At 52.8% G+C, this 24,338-nt stretch carries 18 protein-coding genes and 1 pseudogene; 17 read left to right on the top strand and 2 right to left on the bottom strand.

Translation table 11 applies throughout. The features are described from left to right. Nucleotides 1–6 precede the first annotated feature (6 nt). The 12 genes from DDA93_RS16360 (at nucleotide 7) to DDA93_RS13490 (ending at nucleotide 16,672) form a co-directional block, all read left to right on the top strand. Complete coding sequence (locus tag DDA93_RS16360; protein ID WP_165802640.1) at nucleotides 7–438, top strand: hypothetical protein; 432 nt, start codon at nucleotides 7–9, stop codon at nucleotides 436–438. Between the two features lie 116 nt (nucleotides 439–554). Next, complete coding sequence (locus DDA93_RS13540) at nucleotides 555–1,679, top strand: S-layer homology domain-containing protein (protein ID WP_116779060.1); 1,125 nt, start codon at nucleotides 555–557, stop codon at nucleotides 1,677–1,679. Nucleotides 1,680–1,788: 109 nt separating this feature from the next. Further along, on the top strand, nucleotides 1,789–2,988 hold the full coding sequence (locus DDA93_RS13535; protein ID WP_116779059.1) for a glycosyltransferase family 4 protein: 1,200 nt from the start codon (nucleotides 1,789–1,791) through the stop codon (nucleotides 2,986–2,988). A gap of 391 nt (nucleotides 2,989–3,379) precedes the next feature. After that, the gene (locus tag DDA93_RS13530) at nucleotides 3,380–4,735 is read left to right on the top strand and encodes a glycosyltransferase family 4 protein (RefSeq protein ID WP_243400639.1); all 1,356 of its coding nucleotides are present in this window, start codon (nucleotides 3,380–3,382) and stop codon (nucleotides 4,733–4,735) included. Continuing rightward, nucleotides 4,735–5,622 carry an ABC transporter permease gene (locus tag DDA93_RS13525; protein ID WP_116779058.1) on the top strand — a complete coding sequence of 296 codons (888 nt, stop codon included), beginning with the start codon at nucleotides 4,735–4,737 and terminating at the stop codon, nucleotides 5,620–5,622. The genes DDA93_RS13530 and DDA93_RS13525 overlap by 1 nt, the downstream gene beginning before the upstream one ends. Next, on the top strand, nucleotides 5,609–6,487 hold the full coding sequence (locus tag DDA93_RS13520) for an ATP-binding cassette domain-containing protein (RefSeq protein WP_243400638.1): 879 nt from the start codon (nucleotides 5,609–5,611) through the stop codon (nucleotides 6,485–6,487). Before DDA93_RS13525 ends, DDA93_RS13520 begins: the two co-directional genes overlap by 14 nt. A 221-nt stretch (nucleotides 6,488–6,708) precedes the next feature. After that, complete coding sequence (locus tag DDA93_RS13515) at nucleotides 6,709–8,397, top strand: glycosyltransferase (protein ID WP_347693772.1); 1,689 nt, start codon at nucleotides 6,709–6,711, stop codon at nucleotides 8,395–8,397. A 10-nt stretch (nucleotides 8,398–8,407) separates the two neighbouring features. Further along, a complete protein-coding gene (gene wecC, locus DDA93_RS13510; RefSeq protein WP_116779056.1) occupies nucleotides 8,408–9,691 on the top strand; it encodes a UDP-N-acetyl-D-mannosamine dehydrogenase in 1,284 nt (427 codons plus the stop codon). 7 nt (nucleotides 9,692–9,698) lie between these two features. After that, on the top strand, nucleotides 9,699–10,106 hold the full coding sequence (locus DDA93_RS13505) for a hypothetical protein (protein WP_116779055.1): 408 nt from the start codon (nucleotides 9,699–9,701) through the stop codon (nucleotides 10,104–10,106). A gap of 1 nt (nucleotide 10,107) precedes the next feature. Next, the gene (locus DDA93_RS13500) at nucleotides 10,108–12,735 is read left to right on the top strand and encodes a glycosyltransferase (RefSeq protein ID WP_116779054.1); all 2,628 of its coding nucleotides are present in this window, start codon (nucleotides 10,108–10,110) and stop codon (nucleotides 12,733–12,735) included. 338 nt (nucleotides 12,736–13,073) lie between these two features. Continuing rightward, nucleotides 13,074–15,581: a heparinase II/III family protein gene (locus DDA93_RS13495; RefSeq protein ID WP_165802642.1), complete on the top strand. Its 2,508-nt coding sequence runs from the start codon at nucleotides 13,074–13,076 to the stop codon at nucleotides 15,579–15,581. A 23-nt stretch (nucleotides 15,582–15,604) separates the two neighbouring features. Then, entirely contained in the window at nucleotides 15,605–16,672 is a 1,068-nt protein-coding gene (locus DDA93_RS13490) for a glycosyltransferase family 4 protein (protein ID WP_165802641.1), read from the top strand. A 95-nt stretch (nucleotides 16,673–16,767) separates the two neighbouring features. Here DDA93_RS13490 and DDA93_RS16210 read toward each other — a convergent pair whose 3' ends face one another. After that, the gene (locus DDA93_RS16210; protein WP_207771348.1) at nucleotides 16,768–18,093 is read right to left on the bottom strand and encodes a hypothetical protein; all 1,326 of its coding nucleotides are present in this window, start codon (nucleotides 18,091–18,093) and stop codon (nucleotides 16,768–16,770) included. A gap of 262 nt (nucleotides 18,094–18,355) precedes the next feature. Beyond that, nucleotides 18,356–19,513: a UDP-N-acetylglucosamine 2-epimerase (non-hydrolyzing) gene (gene wecB / locus DDA93_RS13480; protein WP_116779050.1), complete on the bottom strand. Its 1,158-nt coding sequence runs from the start codon at nucleotides 19,511–19,513 to the stop codon at nucleotides 18,356–18,358. Between the two features lie 768 nt (nucleotides 19,514–20,281). Between wecB and thiL the strand changes: the two genes are divergently transcribed. From thiL to DDA93_RS13455, 5 genes and pseudogenes are all read left to right on the top strand, one after another. After that, nucleotides 20,282–21,286: a thiamine-phosphate kinase gene (thiL, locus tag DDA93_RS13475; protein WP_116779049.1), complete on the top strand. Its 1,005-nt coding sequence runs from the start codon at nucleotides 20,282–20,284 to the stop codon at nucleotides 21,284–21,286. Nucleotides 21,287–21,418: 132 nt separating this feature from the next. Then, nucleotides 21,419–22,441: a glycosyltransferase gene (locus tag DDA93_RS13470; protein WP_116779048.1), complete on the top strand. Its 1,023-nt coding sequence runs from the start codon at nucleotides 21,419–21,421 to the stop codon at nucleotides 22,439–22,441. A gap of 308 nt (nucleotides 22,442–22,749) precedes the next feature. Beyond that, nucleotides 22,750–23,010: a hypothetical protein gene (locus tag DDA93_RS13465; protein WP_116779047.1), complete on the top strand. Its 261-nt coding sequence runs from the start codon at nucleotides 22,750–22,752 to the stop codon at nucleotides 23,008–23,010. A 10-nt stretch (nucleotides 23,011–23,020) separates the two neighbouring features. Continuing rightward, complete coding sequence (locus tag DDA93_RS13460; protein ID WP_116779046.1) at nucleotides 23,021–24,061, top strand: DAK2 domain-containing protein; 1,041 nt, start codon at nucleotides 23,021–23,023, stop codon at nucleotides 24,059–24,061. Further along, a pseudogene (locus tag DDA93_RS13455) lies at nucleotides 24,051–24,338 on the top strand (ATP-dependent DNA helicase RecG); the annotation flags it as partial. The gene DDA93_RS13460 and the pseudogene DDA93_RS13455, both read left to right, overlap by 11 nt.

The raw sequence follows: 24,338 nt of genomic DNA, 5'->3' as shown, positions 1-24,338 counted from the left end.
GACCCAGTGACCGGATACCTCATCCACCCGCCCACGGGTTATCTGATTGAACCGGGCACCGGAAATCTCATCGATCCATCGAATTATTTCTATACAAATTTCCGCTGGATTGCGGAGACCGGCGCCGTGGTTGACCTGAACGAGGAGACCGAGGAACCGGAAGAGACACCCGCACCCGAGGAATCCGAGTCGGCTGAGCCTGAAGAGTCCGAGTCGCCTGAACCGACGCCGACGCCCACCCGCTCAGCAACGCCGTCGCCCTCTCCTTCCACAAGCGAGGCGGCCGTTGTCGATGCCAGCGCCGCCTCCGAAGAGACCTCAATTGGCTCCAGCCCGATTACCAGGGGCCTGGTAATCATTGGTCTTGTTGGCCTGGGCGTCCTCTATTACGCGAAGCTTCGAGGCGGGAATACCGCTCGTCCAAAACCGGGTAAATAGTCCGTTTCGCGAGTGACGTTTTGATTACGCTTCGCCTCAATAGCCCCTTACGTCCCATTTAGCCGGAATCTCACCCATACGATGAATCGATCATTCGTATCTGTAGGGGAGACAGTATGACCAGTGTCGAACCGGCGCGTCCAGGCAATCAGGCATCAATTCAACGAAGCGCCAGTCGGCGAACCACCGCCGTTTTCTCGGGCCTCGTCGTCTCAAGCCTGATGATGGGTGTGGGGGTTTCTCCGGTTTCTGCAGCTGACGATTTCGGTCAGGTCACCGGGACGGTGCTTGGTTTGGGGTCGGACGATCAGCTCTGTGTTTATGCGCTTCCCGCTCCTGTTACAAACTCGGAGCCTGGTGTCTCGCCGTCCACCGGGCAGCTGCAACCTATCGTGCCGCCTTCCACCGAAGGACCATGCGCTGATACGCCCCTCGCGGTGGAGTCGCAACTGGTAGTTGACGGTACTTACACCTTTGAAGCGCTTGAACCTGGTGCCTACCGGCTCTACCTTGATGATCCTCGACCTGATGAATCAACGGTTACGGGTGCGTCTCAGTGGGTTCCCGGCAAGGTCCTCAAAACTTCGGCTCAGATAGTGACTGTCGAAGCTGGCGCATCGGTTGTCGCGCCGAGCACCACCGCATTCCCTGCCCGGTATTTTAATGATGTTCCGCCGACGCTGCAGTTCTCCAAGGAGATCTCATGGTTAGCGTCGACTGGCATCAGTACAGGCTGGACTGGGCGCGACGGGACATCAACCTTTCGACCGGTGACACCCATCGCGAGGGACGCGATGGCAGTGTTCATCTATCGACTGGCTGGATCCCCGGAGTACACGCCACCGACAATCTCACCGTTCGCCGATGTGCCGACGGACAACGTGTACTACAAAGAGATCGCCTGGCTAGCTGCCGAAAAAATCAGCACTGGCTGGCCCCAGGATGATGGTTCCCGAATCTTCCGGCCGCTGAGCCCGGTGGCTCGGGACGCTATGGCCGTCTTCCTTTACCGGTTTGCCGATCGGGGGGCGCTTGAGGACACCGCGGCTGCGCCGTTTGAAGACGTACCAACTGACAATGTCTACTTCAAACAGATCTCCTGGCTCGCTTCGACCGGCATCAGTCGAGGGTGGACCTCCGCTGACGGTACGAGCATCTTCAAGCCTTATGCCGCGATCAATCGTGACGCCATGGCCGCCTTCATGAAGCGGTATGCCCTAATGACTAACACGCAGTCGTAAGCGAAGACCATGCCAAAAGACTGCGGAGCAGGGGCATGGTTGCCTGAGGTCTACACTTGATCCTGATCCTGATTGACACAAGGCAACCTGAACACTTTGGGGGTGTACGTTGCGCATTTTATTGCTGACGCATTCTTATGCCCCGGAGCACAGCCCGCCGCAAAGAAGATGGACTCAGTTCATTCGTTCCTTCCGTGCCGCCGGATGGGATGTCGATGTAGTTGCTCCGGTGGCGCATGCGCCTCACGGCCGACGAACTCTGCCCCGCAGTGTCGCAGGAAGGCCATTCCTTTGTTCCTTGGGGGAATATGGCGAACGTATCCGTAGGGTTCCGTTTCTTTGGCATCGCAACACTCGCCTGGGCCGGTTGGGCAACCACTTGTTTTCGGCGGCCTGCACTGTGCCAGCCGCGTTGATGGCCAAGCGGCCCGACGTCGTTGTCGTCACTGTGCCCAGCCTCCCTATCCTTGGGGCCGGCTATGTTGTCTCTCGGATCCTGAAACGACCGCTCGTTGTCGATATGCGGGATGCCTGGCCGGACATTGCCCGGGATGCGCGACTCATTCAGGGCAGCGCGAAAGGCGTTGTGGAGCGCATTATCATGACGATCCAGGACCGAGCCGAACTCGTGGTGACCGTAACCCATGGATTCGCTCGGACGTTGCGTGAGCGTGGCCTGAAGAACGTCGCCACTGTGAGCAACGGAGTTGACCTGCACACCCTGGACAAACTTCCGCCACGTCCGATCAAATCGGACCGGCTTGAAGTGCTCTACCTCGGAAACCATGGTGAGAGCCAGCGCCTGGATGTACCGATCAGGGCCGCTGCGCTGGTGGGCAAGCAGATGCGACTCACCATGGTGGGCAACGGAGTGCAGCGGTCCGACCTGATGCTCCTGGCCGAGGAACTGAACGCACCCGTCGACTTCCACCCACCCGTTCATGGTCCCGAAGTGATGGGGTTTTACGATCGATCCGATAGCTGCATCGTGTCTCTACGGGACGACTGGAAATCCTTTGAGACCACCATTCCCTCCAAAACCTACGAGGTTTTGTCGCTAGGTCGGCACATCACGGGGATCGTGCTGGGCGAGGCGAGGAAGATTCTCGAGGACGCAGAATCAGGTCATGTCGTCCGATCCTCGCCCGAAGAACTCGCTGGAATGTGGAAGGCGCTTCAGGCCGATCGATCGCTGCTTCAGGTGAACGGTGCCGGGCGTGCCTGGGTGGAAAACAACGCAGATGTAGAGGCTTTAGGGCAGAGCTATATCGACCTGTTGGCTGAGGTTGCCGGCGGTCCTCACCGGTGAGGCCACTAGCGGTATTGCGCAATGCTCGGTTGTTGGGTGCCACAGTAATCCGTCATCTGGGAGACGACCCCTTCCTGCTTTTCTTGCAGGTTTCGCGGAGACTGCCCAGCGGTGTCGTTGATCGCGCGGCGGGATTGGCCTCGGTCGTCGGTCGTGGCCCCTTGGTGCAGGCCGTAACGTCCTACCTCCAAGGGGACAGGGCGCGCACCGAGCAGGTGCTCACAGCGGTGCTTGAGGCCGGTGAGCCACCGTCCCGGCCCGCGTTGCTGGCTGAGGTAGCTTGGCAGCTGGATACACCGCCTTGGCAGACAAGTTCATTACTCTGGCACAGGTTCCTGGTGCCCGGGATGTTAGCCGAACGGTTGCCCGACGGCGTTGGTACGACGGCGACATGAGCGGTGCCATTGAATCGCTTCAGGCTGCTGACCGATTCAGCGCCGCGGAGCGTCTAGCCTCCGAGCGCAGGGTTTTTGAGGGGTGGACGCCCACGCTCACCCTGGTGAATGGGTATGCTCCCCTTCCACGCACCGTGCTGCATGTGCTGACCAACTCCTTGCCCCATACCGGTAGCGGCTACGCTCAACGGTCGCATTCAATCCTTATGGCTCAGCGTGATGCACGCTGGTCCGTACACGCTGCCACACGGGTCGGCTACCCGGTACAGGTGGGCAAATTGTTCGCCGCAGACGTCGATGTCATCGATGGTGTCGTCTACCACCGATTGCTTCCTGGGCGACTTGCGAAGGGTTTTGATGCCAGGATTCAGCAGCAGGCGGAGCAACTGCTAGCTCTTGCATTACGGGTCCGTCCCGCGGTGTTACACACCACAACTCACTTTGTTAACGGGGTGGTCGTGCGCGAAGTCGCGCGGGTCCTCGGGATCCCCTGGGTCTACGAGGTGCGGGGCCAGCTTGCTGACACCTGGGCGTCGAGCCGGCCGGATGCGGCAAAGCAGAGCGAGCGCTATAAGCTTTTCAACGAAAGTGAAGCGCAGGTTATGCAGAGTGCCAGCCTGGTGGTGACGTTGGGTGAGGCTATGAAGCAGGACATCGTCAGTAAGGGAGTGGAGCCTGACAGCATCCTGCTGTGTCCCAACGGTGTAAGTGACGAGTACCTCGACGAGCCTATAGAGCCAGCCGAAGCACGGAAGATGCTGGGTTTACCGCATGAAGGAGTATACATAGGTACCGTTAGCAGCATCGTTGACTACGAGGGACTGGAATATCTACTCCGTGCGTTCGCAGGTCTGGTGCCCCGCTATCCCGGCCTAAGGTGCCTAATAGTCGGCGATGGGGTAACGCTGCCTTCCTTGAAAACCCTGGCTCAGCATCTGGAAGTGTCCGGGCTCGTTACGTTCACAGGAAGAATACCTCGAGAACAAGCCAGGCTCCACCATATGGCGCTAGATATTTTTATGCTTCCGAGAAAAAATTCAGATGTCACGCGGGCAGTCACGCCGTTGAAGCCCGTTGAATCCATGGCATGTGCCCGACCGGTTATAGCAAGTGCCTTACCGGCGTTACGTGAAATTATTGTTGATGGGTTGACCGGAACCTTGGTGCCCCCCGAAAAGATTGAGCCGATGATTAAAGCGTTGTGTAATTTGATTGATGAAAGCCAGGCGAGAAGCTCATTTCAGGGTCGCGAAATGGGGCTTGCCGGCCGTCGAAGGGTTCTGGCGCAACGCACCTGGTCTCGGTCAACAGTTGCTGTCATCGAGGCATATGATCAGCTGGCGGTATCCTAATGACCGGCAAAAGGACGGATTTGCCTGGCCCTGCTCAGACAATTTCACTGCCGGTGGACACCAGAGGGCTGGTCAGAGTTGGAGCCCGTCCGCCACTTCTAGAGTACTTGGTAAAGATTTGGGATCACCGAGCGTTTGTTTTTTACGATGCTAAAGCTCGTGTGCAAACTGGAAACAGGAAGGACCGACTTGGTAGCGCATGGATGATTTTAAATCCAATTTTTAATGGATTGACGTTTTATCTAATATTCGGACTGCTTTTACAGACTGGCAGGGGAATAGAGAACTTCCTTGGCTATCTCATCGTCGGAGTATTTCTATTTCAATTTAGCTCTAGAAGCATAATGGGCGGATCAAAAAGTATCCGGAGTAACCTCGCTCTAATACAGGCTTTCGAATTCCCCCGTGCGGCACTACTTCTGTCAGTAAATATACGGGAAATGATTGCTATCGTTCCTGTACTACTAACGATGCTCGTACTGGTTTTGGCGCTACCTCCCGAAGAGACCGTGTCGTGGCTTTGGTTCTTTCTTATACCGGTAGTTGCGCTTCAGGCCGTGTTCAATCTCGGGGTTGGCCTTCTCCTAGCCAGACTGGTATCCCAAATAGCAGATGTAGCCAACCTTTTGAGTTTTGCGATGCGTCTGTGGATGTATGGGTCGGCAGTCTTTTTTTCGTATGAGCGATTTATTGGGAACGAGGTTCTGTTGTCAATAGTGCAATGGAATCCAATGTTTCAAGTCCTGGATATTGCGCGTGACTGCATTCTCTATGAGACAGTTCCCGACCTTCGTTCATGGTTAATTCTATCGATTTGGGCTCTAGGGGCGCTTGTCATCGGACTTATTTATTTTTGGAGGGGTGAGGAAACCTATGGGAAGGACTAATCATCCGGCAACCGGTGAGATGGCTAATGTCACCGTAGTCATCGATCGCGTATCGATGAGTTACAAGGTGAGATCCAATAAGTCAGACCGATCGAAGTCTACTGTTTTGAAACGTGTCTTGCGCCGCACCGATAACAGGGTGGCGATCAATGCGTTGAATGAACTCTCCTTGATCGTTACTCACGGTGAGTCAGTTGGCGTAATAGGTCGTAACGGTTCGGGAAAAAGTACGCTGGTGCGACTTATCAGTGGGCAAACTCAGCCAACTAAAGGTGCGGTGTACGCATCCAACACGCCGATTATGCTCGGCGTGAATGCTGCTCTCATTCCAGAGCTCGCTGGTGAGCAAAATATAGTTCTGGGGTGTCTTGCAATGGGAATGCCGCGATCCGAAATAGATCGGAAAATGAATTCGATCGTTGAGCTGTCCGGGCTAGATAGTGCAATTTATCTGCCGATGAAGTCTTACTCTTCCGGGATGTCTTCAAGACTACGATTTGCAATTGCAGCGAGCATAGATCCCGAAATATTGCTAATTGATGAAGCCTTGAACACCGGCGATGCGCAGTTTCGAGATCGGTCGAAGGAACGAATGGATGAACTTCGCGAGAAGGCGGGCACGGTCTTTCTCGTTAGTCACAGTCTCGGGACCATCCGGGAAATGTGCTCGAGAGTCGTTTGGCTAGACAAAGGAGATCTCCTCATGGACGGCGATCCAGAGGAAGTTTGTAGTGCTTACAAGGCGTTTACTTGGCATTTAACTAAGGGCCACCACCCTTATGCAGAACGTCTGCGCTCGGAAGCAAGGGCGAAACTCGTCGCTACCGAGGTGTGGGATCGATTGCCTGGAAGGCGGAGTGCATGATGCGTAACGTTATGCTTCCCCTGCGGCGAGCGATTTGGCATTTTCGCCAAGGAGGGATGGCCCAATTACATGTTTTCAGGTCTCGCAAACTTACGACGCCAGGTGATGTTTCTGTGCCAGGGTCGCTTGGTGCTCGGGCGAGGCTGGTGCGGAATTTCGAGGGAAGATCGCTGGCATTTGACTCGACAAATCTTCCGGAGTCATTGCCTAGGAGGCATGATTTGAATGTCGGGGTAATACTCGATGAGTTTTCAAGTCTGGCTTTGAATTACGAATGGAATTCCATCGTTCTAAAGCGGGAAACTTGGCGTCAACAACTCACTTCCCAGAAAATAGACTTTATATTTGTGGAATCCGCGTGGTCGGGAAATAGTGGTAACTGGAAGTATCAGCTAACCGGCACCTCGGGTCCAAAGTCCGATTTCCTAGAGATGATTCGTTGGTGTAGAGCGCAACAAATTAAGACAGTAATTTGGAACAAAGAAGACCCGCCACATTACGAGGATTTCCTTCCTGCTGCAAGGGAGTTTGACTTCGTCTTCACATCCGACTCAAACATGATTCCTAGATATGTCGAGGACCTAGGCCACCAACGGGTCTTCCCCTTTTCTTTTGCGGCGCAACCTAGAGTGCATAATCCAGTCCGACCGTCAACTGGCTGGCATGAGCGAGAGGTCGCTTTCGCTGGGATGTACTTCGCACATAAATTTCCAGAACGCCGGGAACAGATGGATATGCTATTGCAGGGGGCTGTCAGCGCGTTGAAGGGCCAGAAAGCGGATCTGGAGATCTTCGCGCGTTCTGCCGGCAAAGATCAGCGATACCGGTTTCCCGACGGTTTGTCCGAGCATGTGGTGGGTAGTCTTCCTTATGTTCAAATGTTGACGGCCTATAAAGCTTACAAGTTGTTCTTGAATGTAAACTCGGTCGTTGACTCACCAAGCATGTGCGCACGCCGAGTGTTCGAGATCAATGCTTCCGGAACAACCGTTCTTAGTGCACCCAGCGCCGCAATCTCTTTATTGTTTAATCAAGATGAAGTTCCCACTGTGAGTTCCAAAGATTCTGCAGTGGTAATGACTAAAGCATTGCTGGAGAGCCCCGAGTTATCAGAAAGAATGGTTCACAAAACCCAGAGGAAAATCTGGGACCGCCATACTTATGCACACAGGGTCGAATCTGTGATTGAGCAGGTTCTCCCCGATAAGGTGCTTCCTGTTCGGTTACCTTCGATTTCAGTGTTGGCTTCGACCGTTCGGCCAAATCAGGTCGAACAACTCATGCGCACGGTTGCAGAACAAGACGGAGTCTCGGTCCAACTAATCTTAATGACTCATGGATTTGAACTTGGCCGAGGCGAGTTCGACCGCCTGTCTCGCTTGTATGGGCTTAAGAATGGCATTCTGCTTAATGCTTCAAGACTAGTTAGTCTCGGTCAGTGTCTGAACGAATGCGTCGCAGTTGCGGACGGTGACGTGTTGGCGAAAATGGACGATGATGATTTTTACGGAAAGAACTATTTGAAAGACCAAGTGAATGCATTAATGTTCTCGCAAGCGGATGTGGTAGGTAAGCAGGCGCATTATATGTATCTAGAGGACCGCAACGCAACTATTCTTAGGTACGCAGGTTTAGAACATAGGTTTACAGATTTTGTTATGGGACCGACTTTGACTGCCCGTCGCGAAGCATTTGTACAGTTTCCTTTCCGCGACCTAGCCGCCGGTGAAGACACAAGGTTCTTGTCAGACGCCAGATCAGGTGGAGCGTCCGTCTATTCCGCGGACAGGTTCAATTTTTTTCAACAAAGAGGATCGCAAAATCACACCTGGCAAATTAGCTCAAATGAGCTTTTGGCCTCGGGCAGGGTCGTACTATTTGGTCGTCCCGATCAGCATGTAACAGTATGAGGGAGATATCATGAATATTATTCAGAACGTGGCTGTGATAGGTCTAGGCTATATAGGGCTTCCAACGGCAGCCATCTTGGCCACAAACGGGATCAATGTTGTCGGCGTGGACGTCAGCACGAGGACGGTAGAAGCGGTGAATAGGGGGGAAGTCCCTTTTGTTGAACCGGACCTGAGCGTCCACGTCGCGGGCGCGGTGGCGCAGGGTCGGTTGAAGGCAACCAAAGAAACACCCAAAGCTGAGGCATATATTGTGGCTGTGCCCACGCCGTTCAATGCTGATAAGAGCGCGGATCTATCTTATATTGAGGCAGCCGCCCGTGGTATCGCACCTCAGCTGTCCGGTGGAGAACTGATTATCCTGGAATCTACATCGCCCCCTGGAGCAACACAGCATCTGGGCGACTACCTAGTTAGGCTACGTCCCGACCTCAGCCTTGAGCAGGGGCTCGGTCGGCCCCAGATTTTGATAGCTCATTGCCCTGAACGCGTGTTGCCCGGGCGGGTCATGATTGAGCTGGTGACCAACGACCGAATTATCGGTGGCATCACACGTGATGCGGCCCTTTCGGCGAAGGCACTTTACGAGACTTTTTGCCAGGGAGAAATCCACCTCACTGATGCGACGACAGCCGAGATGGCTAAGCTAGTAGAAAACTCCTTTAGGGACGTCAATATTGCTTTTGCAAATGAGCTTTCGATTATTAGTGACAAACTGAATATTGACGTATGGGAACTTATTGAATTGGCAAATTATCACCCACGGGTGAATATCTTGCAGCCAGGACCCGGGGTTGGGGGCCACTGCATCGCAGTCGATCCATGGTTTATTGTTGCAGCAGCGCCCGAGGAAGCCACCCTTATAAGGCAGGCGCGACTGACCAATGACGCTAAGCCGGATTGGGTAGTTGAACGCGTAGTAACTGAAGTTAAAGATCTTCCTCCCGGTGCTTCGGTTGCCGCTCTTGGTCTGTCTTTCAAAGCAAATATAGATGATCTGCGCGAGTCACCCGCAATTGATATTGTCATCAGCCTTGCTAGCCGGCTTCCGAATACGCGCATTCTGGTGTCGGAGCCACATATAAATGGCCTTCCTTCCGTGCTGGGGGATCTTTCAAACGTGTACCTAGTGGATAGTACTGAATCAGCCATCGCTGATGCCGAGGTGATACTGTTGCTCGTCAACCACGATTCTTTCGCAGATGTGGATCCTAAAGTTCTTGAGAGCAAAAGAATTATCGACACGAGAGGGATTTGGCGCAACAGTCAAGCAGTAGAAAGTCTTGAGCTGTAGGTAGGGGATGAAACAATTGTCTACTGAAACGACGGAGTCGGCTCTCGTGAGCGATTTGGCTCGGGAAGCGATCCGAGTATCGGCCGTGAGGCAACGTGAAGAAATTCATAAGCTTTCCCGCGAGCTTCTCGCGGCCTACCGAGTCGCATTAAATACAGAACCCGGATCATACTCCTCGCCGGACAACGAGTTGGAACTCAGCACGATAGCTGTGGAACGACGTGTATTTAGTTCTCAGCTTTATGCGAAGAAGAAGGAATTGAAAAAGCTTCAGAGCCGGCATGCACAGACCCTTTCCCAACTATCGGAAACGACTGGGAAGTTGTTTGCTCTTTCGAACTCTTTATTAGGTCGGACCCAGATCAAATATTGGCGCCTGCGTGCGAAAATCGCCACATCTATAAGGAAGGTCTAGAGTGTCAACGAGCGATCAGGCGAATACAGTAGAGGCTCGGATTAAAGAACTGGAGCGTAGTTGCGCCGAGTATGAAGGTGATGTGAAATTCTACTCGTCAGACTATTACGTCGACTCCGTTCTCAGCGGTTCCCCTCTTAGCCCTGCTTCAAGCAGTGAAGAGTATCTCGCTCGATCTGATCGTTTAATTACTAGAAATTATCTTGACTCCTTTGCCACCATACTTGAGGACATCCCCATCTCAATGGGTAGCCGGAGTTTGGCTCCTCATCCGGCTCGAGTAGGCATCATCGCGGATGAGTTCCTGTTCAAAAGCTTCCATCGCACTGCTGATATAGTCGCGATAACACCTGAAAACTATATGGATCTGAGTGGTTCCTTAGATCTTTTGATTATAGCGAGCACTTGGAAGGGATTAGCTGGTGAGTGGAAGGGGCTGTCGGGCGAAAGATCTCGAGCTCGGAACATTTTAATTAATCAATTGATTCCTGCTTTTAGGTTGGCGGGTGTACCTATATCGTTTTATTCAAAGGAAGACCCTCCTAACTATGAACTGTTTGTCGATATAGCTAAAAATGCCGATTTCATTTTCACTAGTGCGGCCGAGGTAATCGATAGGTATCGGGCCGACTGCCCGGGCGTGAAGGCGGTTCGCACGCTAAGGTTCGGGGTAAATCCTCACCACCATAATCCGGTGGGGTCTCGAAAGTATCGTCGTGCTGAAGTAAGCTTTGCCGGCTCCTGGCACACACATAAGTACGAGGAACGCAGAGCGGCCGCAGAGCAGATTTTCGAGGGTGTGAATTTATCGAATCGACCACTGGTGATTATTGATCGCAACAGCGAACTTCGTAATGATAGATATTTTTTCCCGGAGTATTTGCTACCGTACGTCAGCCCCTCCATAAATCATGACACCCTTCTGAAGATCCAGAAGATGACTGACTTCAGTATTAATCTAAATTCGGTATCTTCTAGTATGTCAATGTATGCGAATAGGGTTGTTGAATTGCAAGCCATGGGATCTCTAGTAATTTCAAATTACAGTCCTGGAGTTAACGATCAATTTCCAAACGTTTTTATATCGGAGAATGCACTAGAGGTCCGGGACTTCATTGACAATATCACGTCGGATGAAGCGTATCGCTCGCAAATGGATGGGCTGAGAAACGTATTCACGAATCATCTATCTTTTGATCGAATGGGCGAGATTTTGAGGACTGCAGGCTTGCCAGCAAGATCTTCTCGGCCACGAGTTGCAGCGGTGGGTGAGGATAGTGATGAGAACCGTGAAGTAGTTCAAACCCAGACTATTTCCAATGTTCCATTGCTCTCTGTTTCTGAAGCGAGGGTGAGAAAGCAAGACTTCGACATATACATCCCGATTAGTTCGGCCATGCGCTATGCCGCCACTCATTTCGAAGATATGGTGAATGCCTTCGCTTACGCGGATGTTGACTTTGTCACTAAGGGGGATCCTGAAGGTGACGGTCCTCTCGGGCACGCGCCGATCCATAATCTCTCAAATCCGCAAATTGGAGCTTTGTGGGTGAACAGTTCACCCTGCGATCTGTTCCTTAGCAATGAACAGATCGAAGGATCCGGCTATGTGATGGACCATTTCGGCTATTCAGCACGTGCGGAGACGGAAGTTCCTATTGACTACCCTCTGAGGAAGAAATTGTCCGTCATAATACCCGTTTATAACAACGGACGGTTCTTACGCGACAAGTGCTTCAGGTCATTGAAGAGGTCCTCCCTTTTTGGCGAAATGGAGATCATATTAGTAGATGATGGCTCTTCAGATTACGAGACGATTGAGGTGTTGAACTTCTTGTCGAGCAGTCATTCGAACGTAAGGCTGTATCGTTTTGAAAAGGGAGGATCTGGCAGCGCCTCTCGCCCAAGAAACAAGGGCCTTGAGCTCGCCTCGTGCGAGTGGGTCACCTATCTAGACCCGGACAACGAAGCGGTTAATGATGGTTACTCGAAGCTGGTCGCCCTAGCCTCGGAGCGCAAGTTGGAATTCGCGATTGGAGATATGGTCAAGCTTACTGATCGAACTCACCTGTCGAAGAATTCGGAACGGCTTATGGGAGCGACCGGGTTGGTTTTGGAAAATAGCGAATCGGGGAGAGCAGCTCTAACACGTATACAGTTTCACCCGATGAGCATACAGGCGATGGTCCTTGATGCGAGGTGGCTGAAGTCATTGAACTTGGTTCAGCCGGTAGGAGCACTGGGGCAGGATTCATATTTTTTCCAACAAATATTATTTCACGCGGGTCGTTTTGGTGGAATGAGTGTCCCCATACATGTTTATTACGGTGCGGTCAGTAATTCAATGGTCAATGTAGTGGGTCCAAGTTTTTTCCGGAAATATCTACCCCTAGAGAAGGCGAGAGTAGGTTGGTTGGAAGATGTCGGACTCATGGATGCATATAAGGAGAGTCGAGCACAAACTTTTATGAAGGGTTGGTATCTGAAAAAGCTTTCTGTGGTATCCCCTTCGGATCGGGAGGAGTGCGAATCGTTGGTTCGGCGGATTGCTGAGTTTTACAGTCCGATCGAATGGCGCGATAGTGAGGTACGCTCCTTTTTCCAAGCGTCCGAAAGGTTTGATAGCTAGTGGAAGTTTCTATGGAGTCGGCCAGGCGGCAATCTTTTGGTGCCCGCTACGAGGCCACTCGGCAGGACGCCGAACTGGTAAGGGCGCTCAAATCGGCGGAACTTCAGATGTCTCCCCATTCATTATGGAAACTACCTGAGTCTCTAGACTGGAGCGAGAATCCATTCAACGACGGTAACTGGCAGTTCCAGTTCCATTCACTAAGATGGTTAGATCCTCTACGTCGCGCGGCAGAACAGGGGGACTTGGAATCAGCGCAGCTTTGGGAACGGTACGCCCGGTCTTGGATTGAGACCAACCCCCCCGGTCGCTCAACGAGCAAATGGGCATGGATTGACATGGGTGATGCGTTGCGTACATTCGAGCTCACGTTTGCCTTACCTATATTTGGCGAAAAGGGCTGGCTTCTCGCTTCGTTAATCGAACACGCGGATTGGTTGTCTGATGAGGAAAATCTCGGGCACGGGAATCATGCTTTTCATCAGCATCAAGCATTGTTCGTCGTAGCTAGCGCTTTAGGACTATCGGACAAAAAGAGGTTGGCCGTTGAACGCTTGGGGGCCTTGCTCACCTCGAGCTACGACCTTGAGGGCGTGAATGAAGAGGGAAGCGTTGGGTATCAAGAGCAAAACTACCGGTGGTGGCTCGAGGCTTTGCGACGGCTCAAACTCGAGAATGTTGAGCCCCCTGAAGGGATACATCGGCTGTCGCTTGCGCCAGTCGCCCTAGCTCATGCGACACAGCCCAATGGAAAATACGTCAGAATAGGGGATATCGACGGAGGTGATGCCCGCGCCGTAGGGTCTCCCGAGACGGACTACGCTTACTCTAAGGGTTTGAAGGGCGTACCCCCCCAGGATTTAGTCAAGAAATATTCGGCCGGATATGTTTATGCACGTAGCGGCTGGGGTGAGACTGATCGGGCCTTCGAGAAAGAGACCTTTTTCTCGTTCTGTTTTGGTAGTCAGGCTAAAATCCACGGACACCAGGACGGGGGGTCGCTCACGTACTTCGCCGGCGGAGGCGCGTGGCTGATCGATACCGGGAAATACACTTACGGATCAGATCCGATGCGCTCGTATGTATTGAAGCGTAGTGGGCACAATCTTATTTTGCTCAGGAACCGTGACTATGACAGGAATACAAATGTCACGCTCACAAGGGAGGTCTCGACGCCCACCCATCTTGAATACATGATTCGTGACACCGGGTATTCTGGCGTTCTAATCAGTCGACGTGTTATCTATTCCAAGTTCGGGGAATACTTGCTTATCCTAGATGCTGTGTCCTCGAACGATAAGGTGACAGCCGAACAGCGATGGCACTTTGATCCTGAGTGCGAGTTGTCAGTCGCAGGAGCAACGGCTTATTTGACTCAAGGTGACCTATCGGCGCAAGTTCAGTGGTTTGGAAATCCCGGGAAGATTGAGGTGGTCAAGGGTCAAGATAACCCGTTAGATGGATGGACCTCGGTTGGCTGGAGAAAAAAGGAACCCGCTCCTGTCCTGCGGTCCGTTCGAAGCGGAACACAAATGAAATTTCTCACGCTAATCTCGCTGTCGACTGGCCAGACAAGCGAAATTGCATCGTACGAGGAATCCGAAGACCGAGCCTTTCGGCTCCGAGTCGAGTCTCCATTTGGAGCCGAGCACGTACTAGTTACGCCTAAATCTGTTGCGATGTCTCTTAAACCGTTTGAGAATATTTCGACATCAGGGGAGGGAATACCCGAAGTCGTTGAACTGAATTCAACTTTAGAGTTGCAGACTTTGTCTGATGATGCGATAAAACAAATCAGGCAGGAGGGCAGCAGACTACCCGATCGGTTAGAAGTACTGGATCCTAGTTCTCGGTTCATGATTCCGTTATCTAATCAAGGTAATCACGGCGGAGGGCTATTAGCAGCAGCGATTGATATCGCTGGTGACGAGTTGCAGCTCCCAAGTTATATTCGCCCGACCGGCGGCCAGCGTCGGCCAATTATAAACTGGAATCCCCTCAAGACGAAGACTAGCAGTGGGGAAGTACGGACCTATGCAAGTATCCGACAAGCGGGTCAGCATGCGTATTTTAGTGGAATGCAAACAGTGGGTATCGGCGCTCTCACCTTACCTATTTTCAGTACTCCGGGCCCGGGAAAGGTTCTACACGTGGGGTTCCATGGTGCACTGAATCGATCAAAGTACAGCCTTCCGCGATTTGAGCGCCTTACAGGATACTCAGAACGGGGCTGGGCTAGTTGTTTAATAGGAGATCCGACGCTGGACCTTTCGCCTGATCTAACTCTGGGCTGGTATCTGGGAACTCATGATACCGATCTTCATCGGGTCATCGCTGATTTTGTGATGGAACGAATGGAGGCGGGCGGGTATACGGAGGTCGTACTGGCAGGAAGTTCCGGAGGGGGTTTCGCTGCTTTGCAAATAGGGGCTCTTATCAAGGGAAGCAGGGTGGCTGCGTTCAATCCTCAGACAGATATCCGGAAGTACTATTCTAGATTCACAGATCTAGCGCTTTCTTCAGTGTTTGGAAACCCCAGATTATCCGACCTAGCGCCTATCGAGCGTTTGGATGTGGGAACTCGCATCATTAACCATAAGAGCAATACATCTATCTATTACGTGCAGAATACTGGTGATGTCTTCCATGAGACAAGGCATCGGCAGCCCTTTAGCCAACTCGTCTCCCAAACATCAGGAGTGGACGCAGCCTGGATATTAGAAGATTGGGGCGAGGGTCATCTTACGCCTTCAAACGATGTCTATTTCGCTCACCTAGAAAGGGCACTTGGCTGCAATCTAGGTGCGGCGGATGGCCCCAAAGCAGATAACGAGCCGTCGGCTTGAGTACTTCGTCTCCGAGCGTGTTGATGACGGCAGCCCCTCTGTCCTATTGGAGCGGCCTACACGAGAACGTTTACTATTCAGCCCTTGCTTTGAAAAATGGCGGATACCAGGTAACGGTTGCTTGCCCCCACGGTCAGCTTGATGATGCCCTAACGAAAATTTCAGTCGATACTATCGGTATCGATTGGGATGATTGGAAGTCATCCGTTGGAAAAGTGCGAGATAGATCATTTGATTTGGTGTATACGCATCCTTTTCGTTCGCGCAAGCTCGGCATGAATATAGCCCAGTATCAGAGTATTCCAATGGTTTCGCATTTCCATGGACGGTACCTCGATAGTATTTCCTTGTGGAAGAATAAGGTGTCAAGAGTAATATGTGTTTCCGAAGGACACGCGAAGTATATGCAAGCCGGGGCGGACGTAGCCGATCATACAGTGTCAGTGGTGAGAAATGGAGTCCTAGACAAGTTCGCTGAAGTCAAGATGGATTCGTTGGATTCGCGTACCTCGGATGGCAAAAGCGAAATTTTGGTATTATCGCGAGTTGATCCCGACAAGTATTATCTTTTGGATGCTTTGACTGAAGCAATATCGGGAGCCGTTGCTATTCGTCCAGATCTTCATTGGGTTGTGCGCCTTGCGGGGGGCGGTACTGCTGTCACTGGTTTTGAGGAACGAATAAAAGGGCTAGTCGAGGACAACGCGAACGTAACTATGGAGTCGCTGGGGTGGGTTCCACCTGCTGAAGTGCCTTCGCTGATAAGTTCCTCCAGTATGGTAGTGGCATCCGGAAGGGGCGCTGCCCTGAGCCTAGCTTTGGGAACACCAGTAATAGCCGCAGGGAGCAAAGGAATTGCGGGATTGCAGTACGGGAATAACCTTGAAGCTGGCGCATGGGGAAACTTCGGAGGAATGCCCTCCTCTATGGACCGATTTCAGAGTATTAGAGCAGATGTAAGGACTCTATTTGGTAGTCCTGATTTCTATAAAAATGTTTCGGTATCTGGCAGGGAGTATGCCAAAAAAAATCTTTTGCAGAGTATCTCAGATAATAGACTCAGGAAGGTCTGCGATGAAATTGTCAGGTAATGCTCATCCTCTGATTTATTGCTACGTTTAGATATACTAGGCCTCAATATCTCGGATACCATCTCGACTGGAAGGCACCCGTTTCGTCAAGGGTATCAGGCTGGGAAACTTTGCATTTTTCCATTCACCGGAACGTCGTAAAGTTCGGGCCAGGCTATTTGGATCAGGCGGTGATAGTGTTTCATGGACAGCCGATCTTCGGCTTTCTGTGAAAGACTCAGTCTCAGTATAAGTCTGCTATTAAAAAGCGAATGCGTATCAATAGCAATGTCACTTTCTGCGTTTATATTGCTTAGCCACGAACCGTTTCGTATTTCCCAAAAATACAAGTCAATAGGATCGTAGCCGTCAACCTCGAGAATTCCGGTTTCCTCCATGTATTGCTGAGTCGCAAGAAGGGTCTCTTGAGTATATCCGCCTCTATTTTGGGTCAGGATATCGGAAAAGTACTCAGCGGTGGACGGCTTGTCGCCAAATTTAGCGCGATAATAGAGAACGCCCACCTCGGCAATGCTTGAACGGAGGTGCACTTTTGCCCGGGAGAAACTCCTGAAATACTCAGCTGCTACTCCCCGTCCGCTATTAAACGGAGAGCTTCTCTTAAGGACATCAAATAATAGGCCGTCCTTCAGTGGTTCATTAATGTTCAGGACCGAATATTCTTGCAGCTTTGCATAGTCGGCTAGTTTTTTTGTGCCTTGAACGTCCTCGATAACGTATTTTAGTCGTGTTGAGTAATTCAGGGCATAGGTAAAATATTGGAAGTCGTTCTTGCGCGCTCCGATAGCAGCCAGGGTCGTGCGTGTATCTTGTCCCGCAGTGAGGGAAACGACGGTCGGCCCGACATCTACCAGATAAGGTACCTGCAACCGCATATAATGTAGAAGTTGTTCTGCGACCTCATCAGTGCGTAGAGTTTCCGGAGGGGCAAGAGGTATGCGACGAATTTCGAAGGTTCGCAGGGATAGTTCTGTATTCGGCGTAAGTATTCGCGCCCCTCGATAGATCGTTTCCAACCCGGGAGGAGCGAAAGCCCTATTGTTTAATTTCCATTCTTTGGACCCGAAGACTGAAAGCGGTAGATTACCTAAAGTTTCGGACAACAGATTTTGGTGAGATGCAACTACCTGGTGCTCTTTAGAATAGTAAGCGCTCAGGGTTCCTGAAGCGTCACCCTGAATCCATGTATCTTTGCCATCGGTGTCGATCACAATAAAGCGACCGACCATCGGTTCCAATGCTTGGATAAACTCTCTTCTTGATCGAGAGCGTGCCAAGTGCAGGTGAGCCGCCACTCTAACCGGATCCCAATCGTTTAGCACTAAATGCATGAATTTTCCCAGTATGACGATCGTCGTGCCTGCATCGGAATAACTGGTTATCTCGAGCAACGGATGACGGTTTATGGTCCAATCGCCCACACGCCAAGCTTCCCATTTGACATCGGGCACCTCAATTGGGTGTTTCGAAATTACATAGCCTCGGGCGAAGAGTAGGCTCTCGTATCTGGGTGGGTCAGAAATTTCTTTCTCTGAACCTATGTGTAGGTACTCTTTTGCCATTATCTTTGGATATGCTTTCCGGATTTGCTTTGATTTTAAGTGAAGGGTGCACGTTCTTGAACTGGTCCGCATTGGGCGTCAACAGTTCGCGGGACATCGGTTGAACAGGTATTGGAAACTTCTAATCTTTATTGGAATTTATTGCTGATTGATAGTCAAAGTCTGCAATGCGAGGTCCCTTGTTGAGGAGACACGCGATAGCGGCGACGGTTCGCTTGGCCGCTAGGCCATCTCCATACGGATTCACTGCGTTCGCCATCGAGTCGAAGTGTTCTTGATCATTTAGGAGCCGGCCAACTTCCGCTACAATGCGATCCTCGTGAGTTCCAATAAGGGCTACCGTGCCAGCGTGAACTGCCTCTGGCCGTTCAGTATTCTCGCGCATGACTAATACTGGCTTGCCCAGGCTAGGAGCTTCCTCTTGGACTCCGCCCGAGTCAGTAAGCACAACGTGCGACAGTGAGAGCATTCTTGTAAATTCACCATATGCGAGAGGCTCAGTCACAAATACATTCTTCTTACCATCTAACGCGGGCAAAACTGCTTCTCGGACAATGGGGTTCTTGTGAATTGGCAGAACAATTAGCAGTTCTGGCTCAGTGTCAGCAATTCGTGCCAAGGCGCGTCCTACGCCCCGCATAGCATCGCCTTGGTTCTCACGCCGGTGAGTAGTTACGAGTAATATTTTCCTGCCGTGTGAGACGAGGGTTTCAAGTGCGGAGTCCGTGAATGGGACTTTTTTCTCTACAGTCTCAAGCAGGGCGTCGATTACCGTATTCCCCGTGACGACGATGTCCCCTTCGCTGATGTTCTCGGCAAGCAGATTCGCCTTACTAGTGGAGGTTGGTGCGAGATGAAGGCTTGCAATCTGCGAGGTCATTTTCCGGTTCGCCTCCTCAGGGAACGGAGAGAACATGTTGCCCGACCGCAGCCCGGCTTCCACATGGATCACAGGGATACTGTGGTAGAACGCAGCGATTGCAGCAGCAGTCGAAGTGGTTGTGTCGCCTTGCACAATTACGGCATCTGGTTTGGCGGCGGAAAACATTCGATCTAGGCCATCGATAGTTTTCGTCATGATCGAGTTTAATGTCTGACCCTGCTGCAGAATGTTGAGGTCATAGTCGGGAACTATGCCGAAGAGGTCGTTAACTTGATCCAGCATCGCCCGGTGCTGGCCGGTAACGGTAACTACGCAATCGAAAATCTCTGATTGCTTAAGTGCCTCGACAATAGGGGCCATTTTGATGGCCTCCGGGCGAGTACCGTAGATGGGCATGATGACAGGCAAATTTTCCCCTTGGTGGTTTATGAACCATAACGCCTACATCTTAGCCCAATAGCAAGAGCAGCAGGATAAGTGACGGTATGGCTGCACAGGTTGCTACTAAGAAGGCGAGAGCGACGATCTTTTTTCGTCGATAGCTTTTGCTCCCCGTGGCGCGTTCAGCAGGCCGGAAAACCGTCTCAGGGGCTGGTCTCCTTGGAATTCTTTCGGTCCGCTGTTCGGACGGGGGTGTGCCTGGCTTCGATCCCGCCACGAGGTGGCGCGCGGCAGGCAGACCATTATCCGTTCTACCGCCCACACCGACACCATCCTGACATTCAGTTGCTCACTGCTATGAGACCCAATTTTCATTATAATCGTTGTGCTTGTGTGAGTTAATTGACGGTAGTCAGCTATGTCCATCGGTGTGCCGCTATGGTTCTCGTCAAGTAGCTGAAGGTGTTCAGGACGGCCCACGGCCCTGGTGCCCGGGGCTATGCCGATAGCAAGTAATCCGAAGGTGAGAATCCACGCGGGATCAGTCGCATCCTCAGAAGAAATTTCGCCAGCCACCTCTATCCTGCATGAACGCGCTCCACACCGCTTTCGACATGGTCCCGAGGACGGCTTTACCGATATCGAAGATTCGGATTCTGGGTGACTGGGGCGGCAGTCATGCCGGGCCAGGCAGGCTAGCACTCCCTTACCCTGCAACGGGAACGAGCTAAAAAGGAAGCTACCGGGGCGCCCCCGCTGGGATCGACAACGTACCGTGTAGCTATGTTCACTACAGTTTCAGAGGTTAGCGAAGCCGATCTCCTAAAGCGCATCTTCCCTCGACTCCCGAGGGCTTCCGGTGCACTTCTCGGACCGGGCGATGACGCAAGCGTAGTTGCAGTGCCCGACGGCAGGGTGGTGATCTCCATTGACACATTGGTCGAGGAGAAGGACTTCAGACTGGAACGACCGAATGGGCATATCACTACCGGGTATGACGTAGGTTGGAAGTCTGCCGCACAGAATCTGAGCGACATCAATGCGATGGGGGGCCGTGCTACCACGATGGTCGTTAGCCTTACCCTTCCAGGGCAGACGGAGGTGCAATGGGTTGAACAACTAGCAGACGGCCTGTGTGCGGCGATTGTTGATCTGGGAGCCGACGGGTGCGGGGTCGTAGGCGGCGACCTTGGCGGTGGACGAGAGATTGTAGTCACAGCCGCGATCACGGGATCCCTCGACGGCGGTGAACCGATCCTGCGCGCGGGCGCTCAGGTGGGGGACGTCGTCGGGCTCGCTGGAACTGTGGGATTCGCTGGGGCCGGCTTAGCTCTGATGGAATCGGACCATCCAGCCCAATCGTTGGATCCACACTTCTTGAAGTTTGTGGAGATTCAGAAGCGTCCACGGCCGCCTCTCCAAGCTGGGCCAGCCGCGGCAAGAGCGGGAGCAACGTCAATGCTCGATGTATCAGACGGATTGCTCAGAGATGTGGGCCGACTGGCGCAGGTCAGCTCGGTGAGAATCGAATTGGATCAGTATGCTTTGAACCAATTAGCCGAGCCCCTGCGCGAAGTGGGTAAGCTCCTGTGCGTTGATCCGATGGAATGGGCGCTTGGCGGGGGTGAAGACTATTCCTTGCTCGCCACCTTTTCGCCCGCCGTTACTCTCCCTGAAGGGTTCACAGCGGTAGGTTCGGTATGTGCCGGGCTACCCGGCGTGACCATAGGAACGCAGTCACCCGCCATCATGGGATGGGATCACTTTGAGGGCAAGAATTACCGGTAGCTATAGGGTTTGCGGGTGATTTTGTGCGATGGTCTTGTAGATCAGTTTGTCGTTCATGGAGAAGAAGTCGAGAGAAATCGTAATTTTGATTTGTCTCGTCGTCTATGTGAAGCCTTTCAAGAAGGGAATTGAATGACAAGCGGTCTGCACTCCTACGAAATCAAGAATAAGAAAATTCTTGTTGTTGGACATGACTTGAAGTTCGCACACGCCATCATTCATCAACTTCAGGCCGATGGATATCAAGTCGACATCGACAGATGGGAAAGTCATACTCGTCATGACGAAGTGCAAAGCATGTCTCTATTGCGCAAAGCAGATGTGATCTTCTGCGAATGGGCATTGGGCAATTCAGTTTGGTATTCAAAAAATAAGCACCCATCTCAGAGACTTGTGGTGCGAGTGCATTCGCAGGAACTGTTTCAGCCTCATCTTGGATTGTTGAACATGGCCGCGGTGGATTGCTTTATATTCGTTGGCAAATATACCGAACAACTCGCGAAACGGAAATTTGGTATTCCGCCGTCGAAGTCGCAAGTTATTCCAAACTCGGTTGATTTGGGCGAATTAGCCTATTCAAAACTAAGCAGTAGCCGCTGGAATATCGGGATGGTGGGGGCGGTTCCTCAAAATAAGCGTCTGGATAAGGCGTTGGATGTCTTAGAGGCGTTGCGGATCCGGGAACCCCGTTTCCAATTATTCGTGAAAGGTAAAAGTCCAAAAGATTTGCCTTGGATGATGACTCGGAAGAAAGAAGTGTCATTTTATGATGACCAGCGCGCGCGGGTAGAGGTCAGTCCGCTCCTACAAAACGCTGTGACCTTCGAACCTCATGGAGATGACATGTCAGATTGGTACACAAAGATTGGAGTAGTCATCTCCTTAAGTGATTTCGAATCGTTCCACCTTACATTGGCGGACGGCGCCGCGAGTGGGGCGGTCGCTACAAGCCTGAACTGGCCTGGAGCGGACCTGATTTACCCAGGATCCTGGATATCGCCCGACATTTCCAGTATGGTCGAGCAAATCTTATCGAAGACTTCAACCGAGCACGTATGGCGTGAGAGCGCCGCTCAATGCAAGCAATTCGCATCTGAGAGCTTTGACGAGCAAATAATATTCCCCATTTTCAAGAATGCGATACTTGGCGACTAGATAGGTACCCTGATGTGCAGCTAATCTCAGTTATAAAAGGACGCTCCGTTACGACTCATTTGGGAGACCGGGAGCCGCAGGCAGGTGCGGCGGGAATTTATGGCAGTATCGAGATTCCCTAGATTGCCACTTGACCCGAATACGGTCGGCAACACGGCAGCGTAGGTTAGCGGTGTCGCAACTGTCCTCGACCTCGAGTCGAAGCTGGGCCAACCGCGGCAAAAGCGGGAGCAATGTTAATGCTCGATGTGTCGGACGAATTGCTCAGAGATGCTGGACGACTGGCACAAGCCAGCTAGGTTAGCTTTGTGTTAGACCAAGACGCGCTAGAGAAGTTGGCTGAGCCGCTACGGAAACTCGGCAAATTCCTGGGCGTGGAGCCAATGGACTGGGTGCTCGGTGGGGGAGAGGACTACTCGCTGCTCGCCACGTTTCCGTCCACCGCTACTCTCCCTGAAGGGTTCACTGCGGTAGGCTCGGTATGTGCCGGATTGCCCGGCGTGACCGCAGCGCCGCAGTCACCCGCCAACGTGGGATGGGATCACTTTGCAGACAAAGATCACCGCTAACGCAGCTGCGATGAGGCGATGGTTGAGCAAGGCCGAAGAGTCCCTGGGCAACCACAGCGACCGCCTCAACGCCATCAACATTTTCCCAGTGGCAGACGGCGACACCGGCACCAACCTCTACCTCACCGTTCGCGCCGCCTCCCACGCCGCCTCGGCATCCGACACCGCCGATCTCGGCGTACTGCTCCGAATCGCCGGTCAGGCCGCGATGGAAGACGCACGGGGTAACTCAGGCACCCTCTTCGCCGTGTTCCTCGCAGCCGTGGCCGAACCGCTGCACCACCACACCAGACTTTCAGGCCCCTTGCTGGCCACCGCATTGCAGCGAGGCCAGATCCGCAGTTGGTCTGCCCTCAGCGACCCAGTGCCCGGCACCATGCTGTCCGTCCTTGAGGCGACAGCCCGCGGTGCAGCCATGGCCGACGGCGCGCAGAACGGCGACGACAGCAACCACGCCCTCGCCCTCACCCTGCAAGCCGCCGTCGAAGCCGCCCTGGAAGCCGTCATCCAGACCGAAAGCCAACTTGGCGTCCTCACCGCGGCCAAGGTGGTGGATGCCGGGGGAGTGGGATTCCTCCTGATCATGGACGCGCTACGTGCCGCCGCTCTCGGCGAGGAACTGCAGGACGAACTCCTCGACGGACTCCACGGCTACGACATCCAGGCTCCCCACATACACAACGGCGGCGATGCCGAGGGCGTCGAAGTCATGTGCACCATCAACCTCAGCCCCCTCGACGCCGCTACGTTGCGGCTCCACCTCGATGAACTCGGGGACTCAGTGATTATGAGCGCCGTCACCGAGGTCGAGGAAGGCTACCGGTGGCGTGTCCACGTCCACGTGCCCACGCCCGAACCGGCGCTGAAACTCATCCAGGAAGCCGGCCATCCAATCAACGTGTCGGTGACCCAACTGGCATCGCCCCGCCAGTCCGACTCGCCGCAATACGGCGACGTGACCCAACTCAAGGACCCCTCCGCACTTGGTGACTCCTCCCCACTCAACGAATCAGCACAGCTCAGTGAAGCCCAAGAGGCCAGTGGACAATAACAGTACTGAGGAACTCAACGTTCCCCTTGCGGGGCGAATTGGTCTCAAGAACGCCACACTGTTTGCCGAGCATCTCCACCTTCATACAATTGGCCATCTGCTCAACCATGTGCCGCGCGCCTATTTCAAGCGGGGCGAGCTGACTCCGGTCAGCAGCGTGCCGTTGGGGGAGGACGTCACCCTGATCGCCCGGGTTCAGTCCGCCAATAAGCGGAAGATGCAGACTCGCAAGGGCTTCCTGTGCGAGGTGGTCATTACCGACGACGACGGCGGACGC

This window comes from Arthrobacter sp. Bz4 (assembly GCF_003075455.1).
GTDB lineage: Bacteria > Actinomycetota > Actinomycetes > Actinomycetales > Micrococcaceae > Arthrobacter_D.
The sequence above is the reverse complement of the archived record's forward strand: the minus strand, read 5'-3'. Positions and strand labels throughout refer to the sequence as shown.

Excerpts from the sequence above, each read along its gene's own strand:
- DDA93_RS13540 (WP_116779060.1), top strand. The coding sequence starts at position 555 with ATGACCAGTGTCGAACCGGCGCGTCCAGGCAATCAGGCATCAATTCAA.
- DDA93_RS13530 (WP_243400639.1), top strand. The coding sequence starts at position 3,380 with ATGAGCGGTGCCATTGAATCGCTTCAGGCTGCTGACCGATTCAGCGCC.
- DDA93_RS13525 (WP_116779058.1), top strand. The coding sequence starts at position 4,735 with ATGACCGGCAAAAGGACGGATTTGCCTGGCCCTGCTCAGACAATTTCA.
- DDA93_RS13520 (WP_243400638.1), top strand. The coding sequence starts at position 5,609 with ATGGGAAGGACTAATCATCCGGCAACCGGTGAGATGGCTAATGTCACC.
- wecC (WP_116779056.1), top strand. The coding sequence starts at position 8,408 with ATGAATATTATTCAGAACGTGGCTGTGATAGGTCTAGGCTATATAGGG.
- DDA93_RS13505 (WP_116779055.1), top strand. The coding sequence starts at position 9,699 with ATGAAACAATTGTCTACTGAAACGACGGAGTCGGCTCTCGTGAGCGAT.
- DDA93_RS13495 (WP_165802642.1), top strand. The coding sequence starts at position 13,074 with ATGGGTGATGCGTTGCGTACATTCGAGCTCACGTTTGCCTTACCTATA.
- DDA93_RS13490 (WP_165802641.1), top strand. The coding sequence starts at position 15,605 with ATGACGGCAGCCCCTCTGTCCTATTGGAGCGGCCTACACGAGAACGTT.
- wecB (WP_116779050.1), bottom strand. The coding sequence starts at position 19,513 with ATGCCCATCTACGGTACTCGCCCGGAGGCCATCAAAATGGCCCCTATT.
- thiL (WP_116779049.1), top strand. The coding sequence starts at position 20,282 with ATGTTCACTACAGTTTCAGAGGTTAGCGAAGCCGATCTCCTAAAGCGC.
- DDA93_RS13470 (WP_116779048.1), top strand. The coding sequence starts at position 21,419 with ATGACAAGCGGTCTGCACTCCTACGAAATCAAGAATAAGAAAATTCTT.
- DDA93_RS13460 (WP_116779046.1), top strand. The coding sequence starts at position 23,021 with ATGAGGCGATGGTTGAGCAAGGCCGAAGAGTCCCTGGGCAACCACAGC.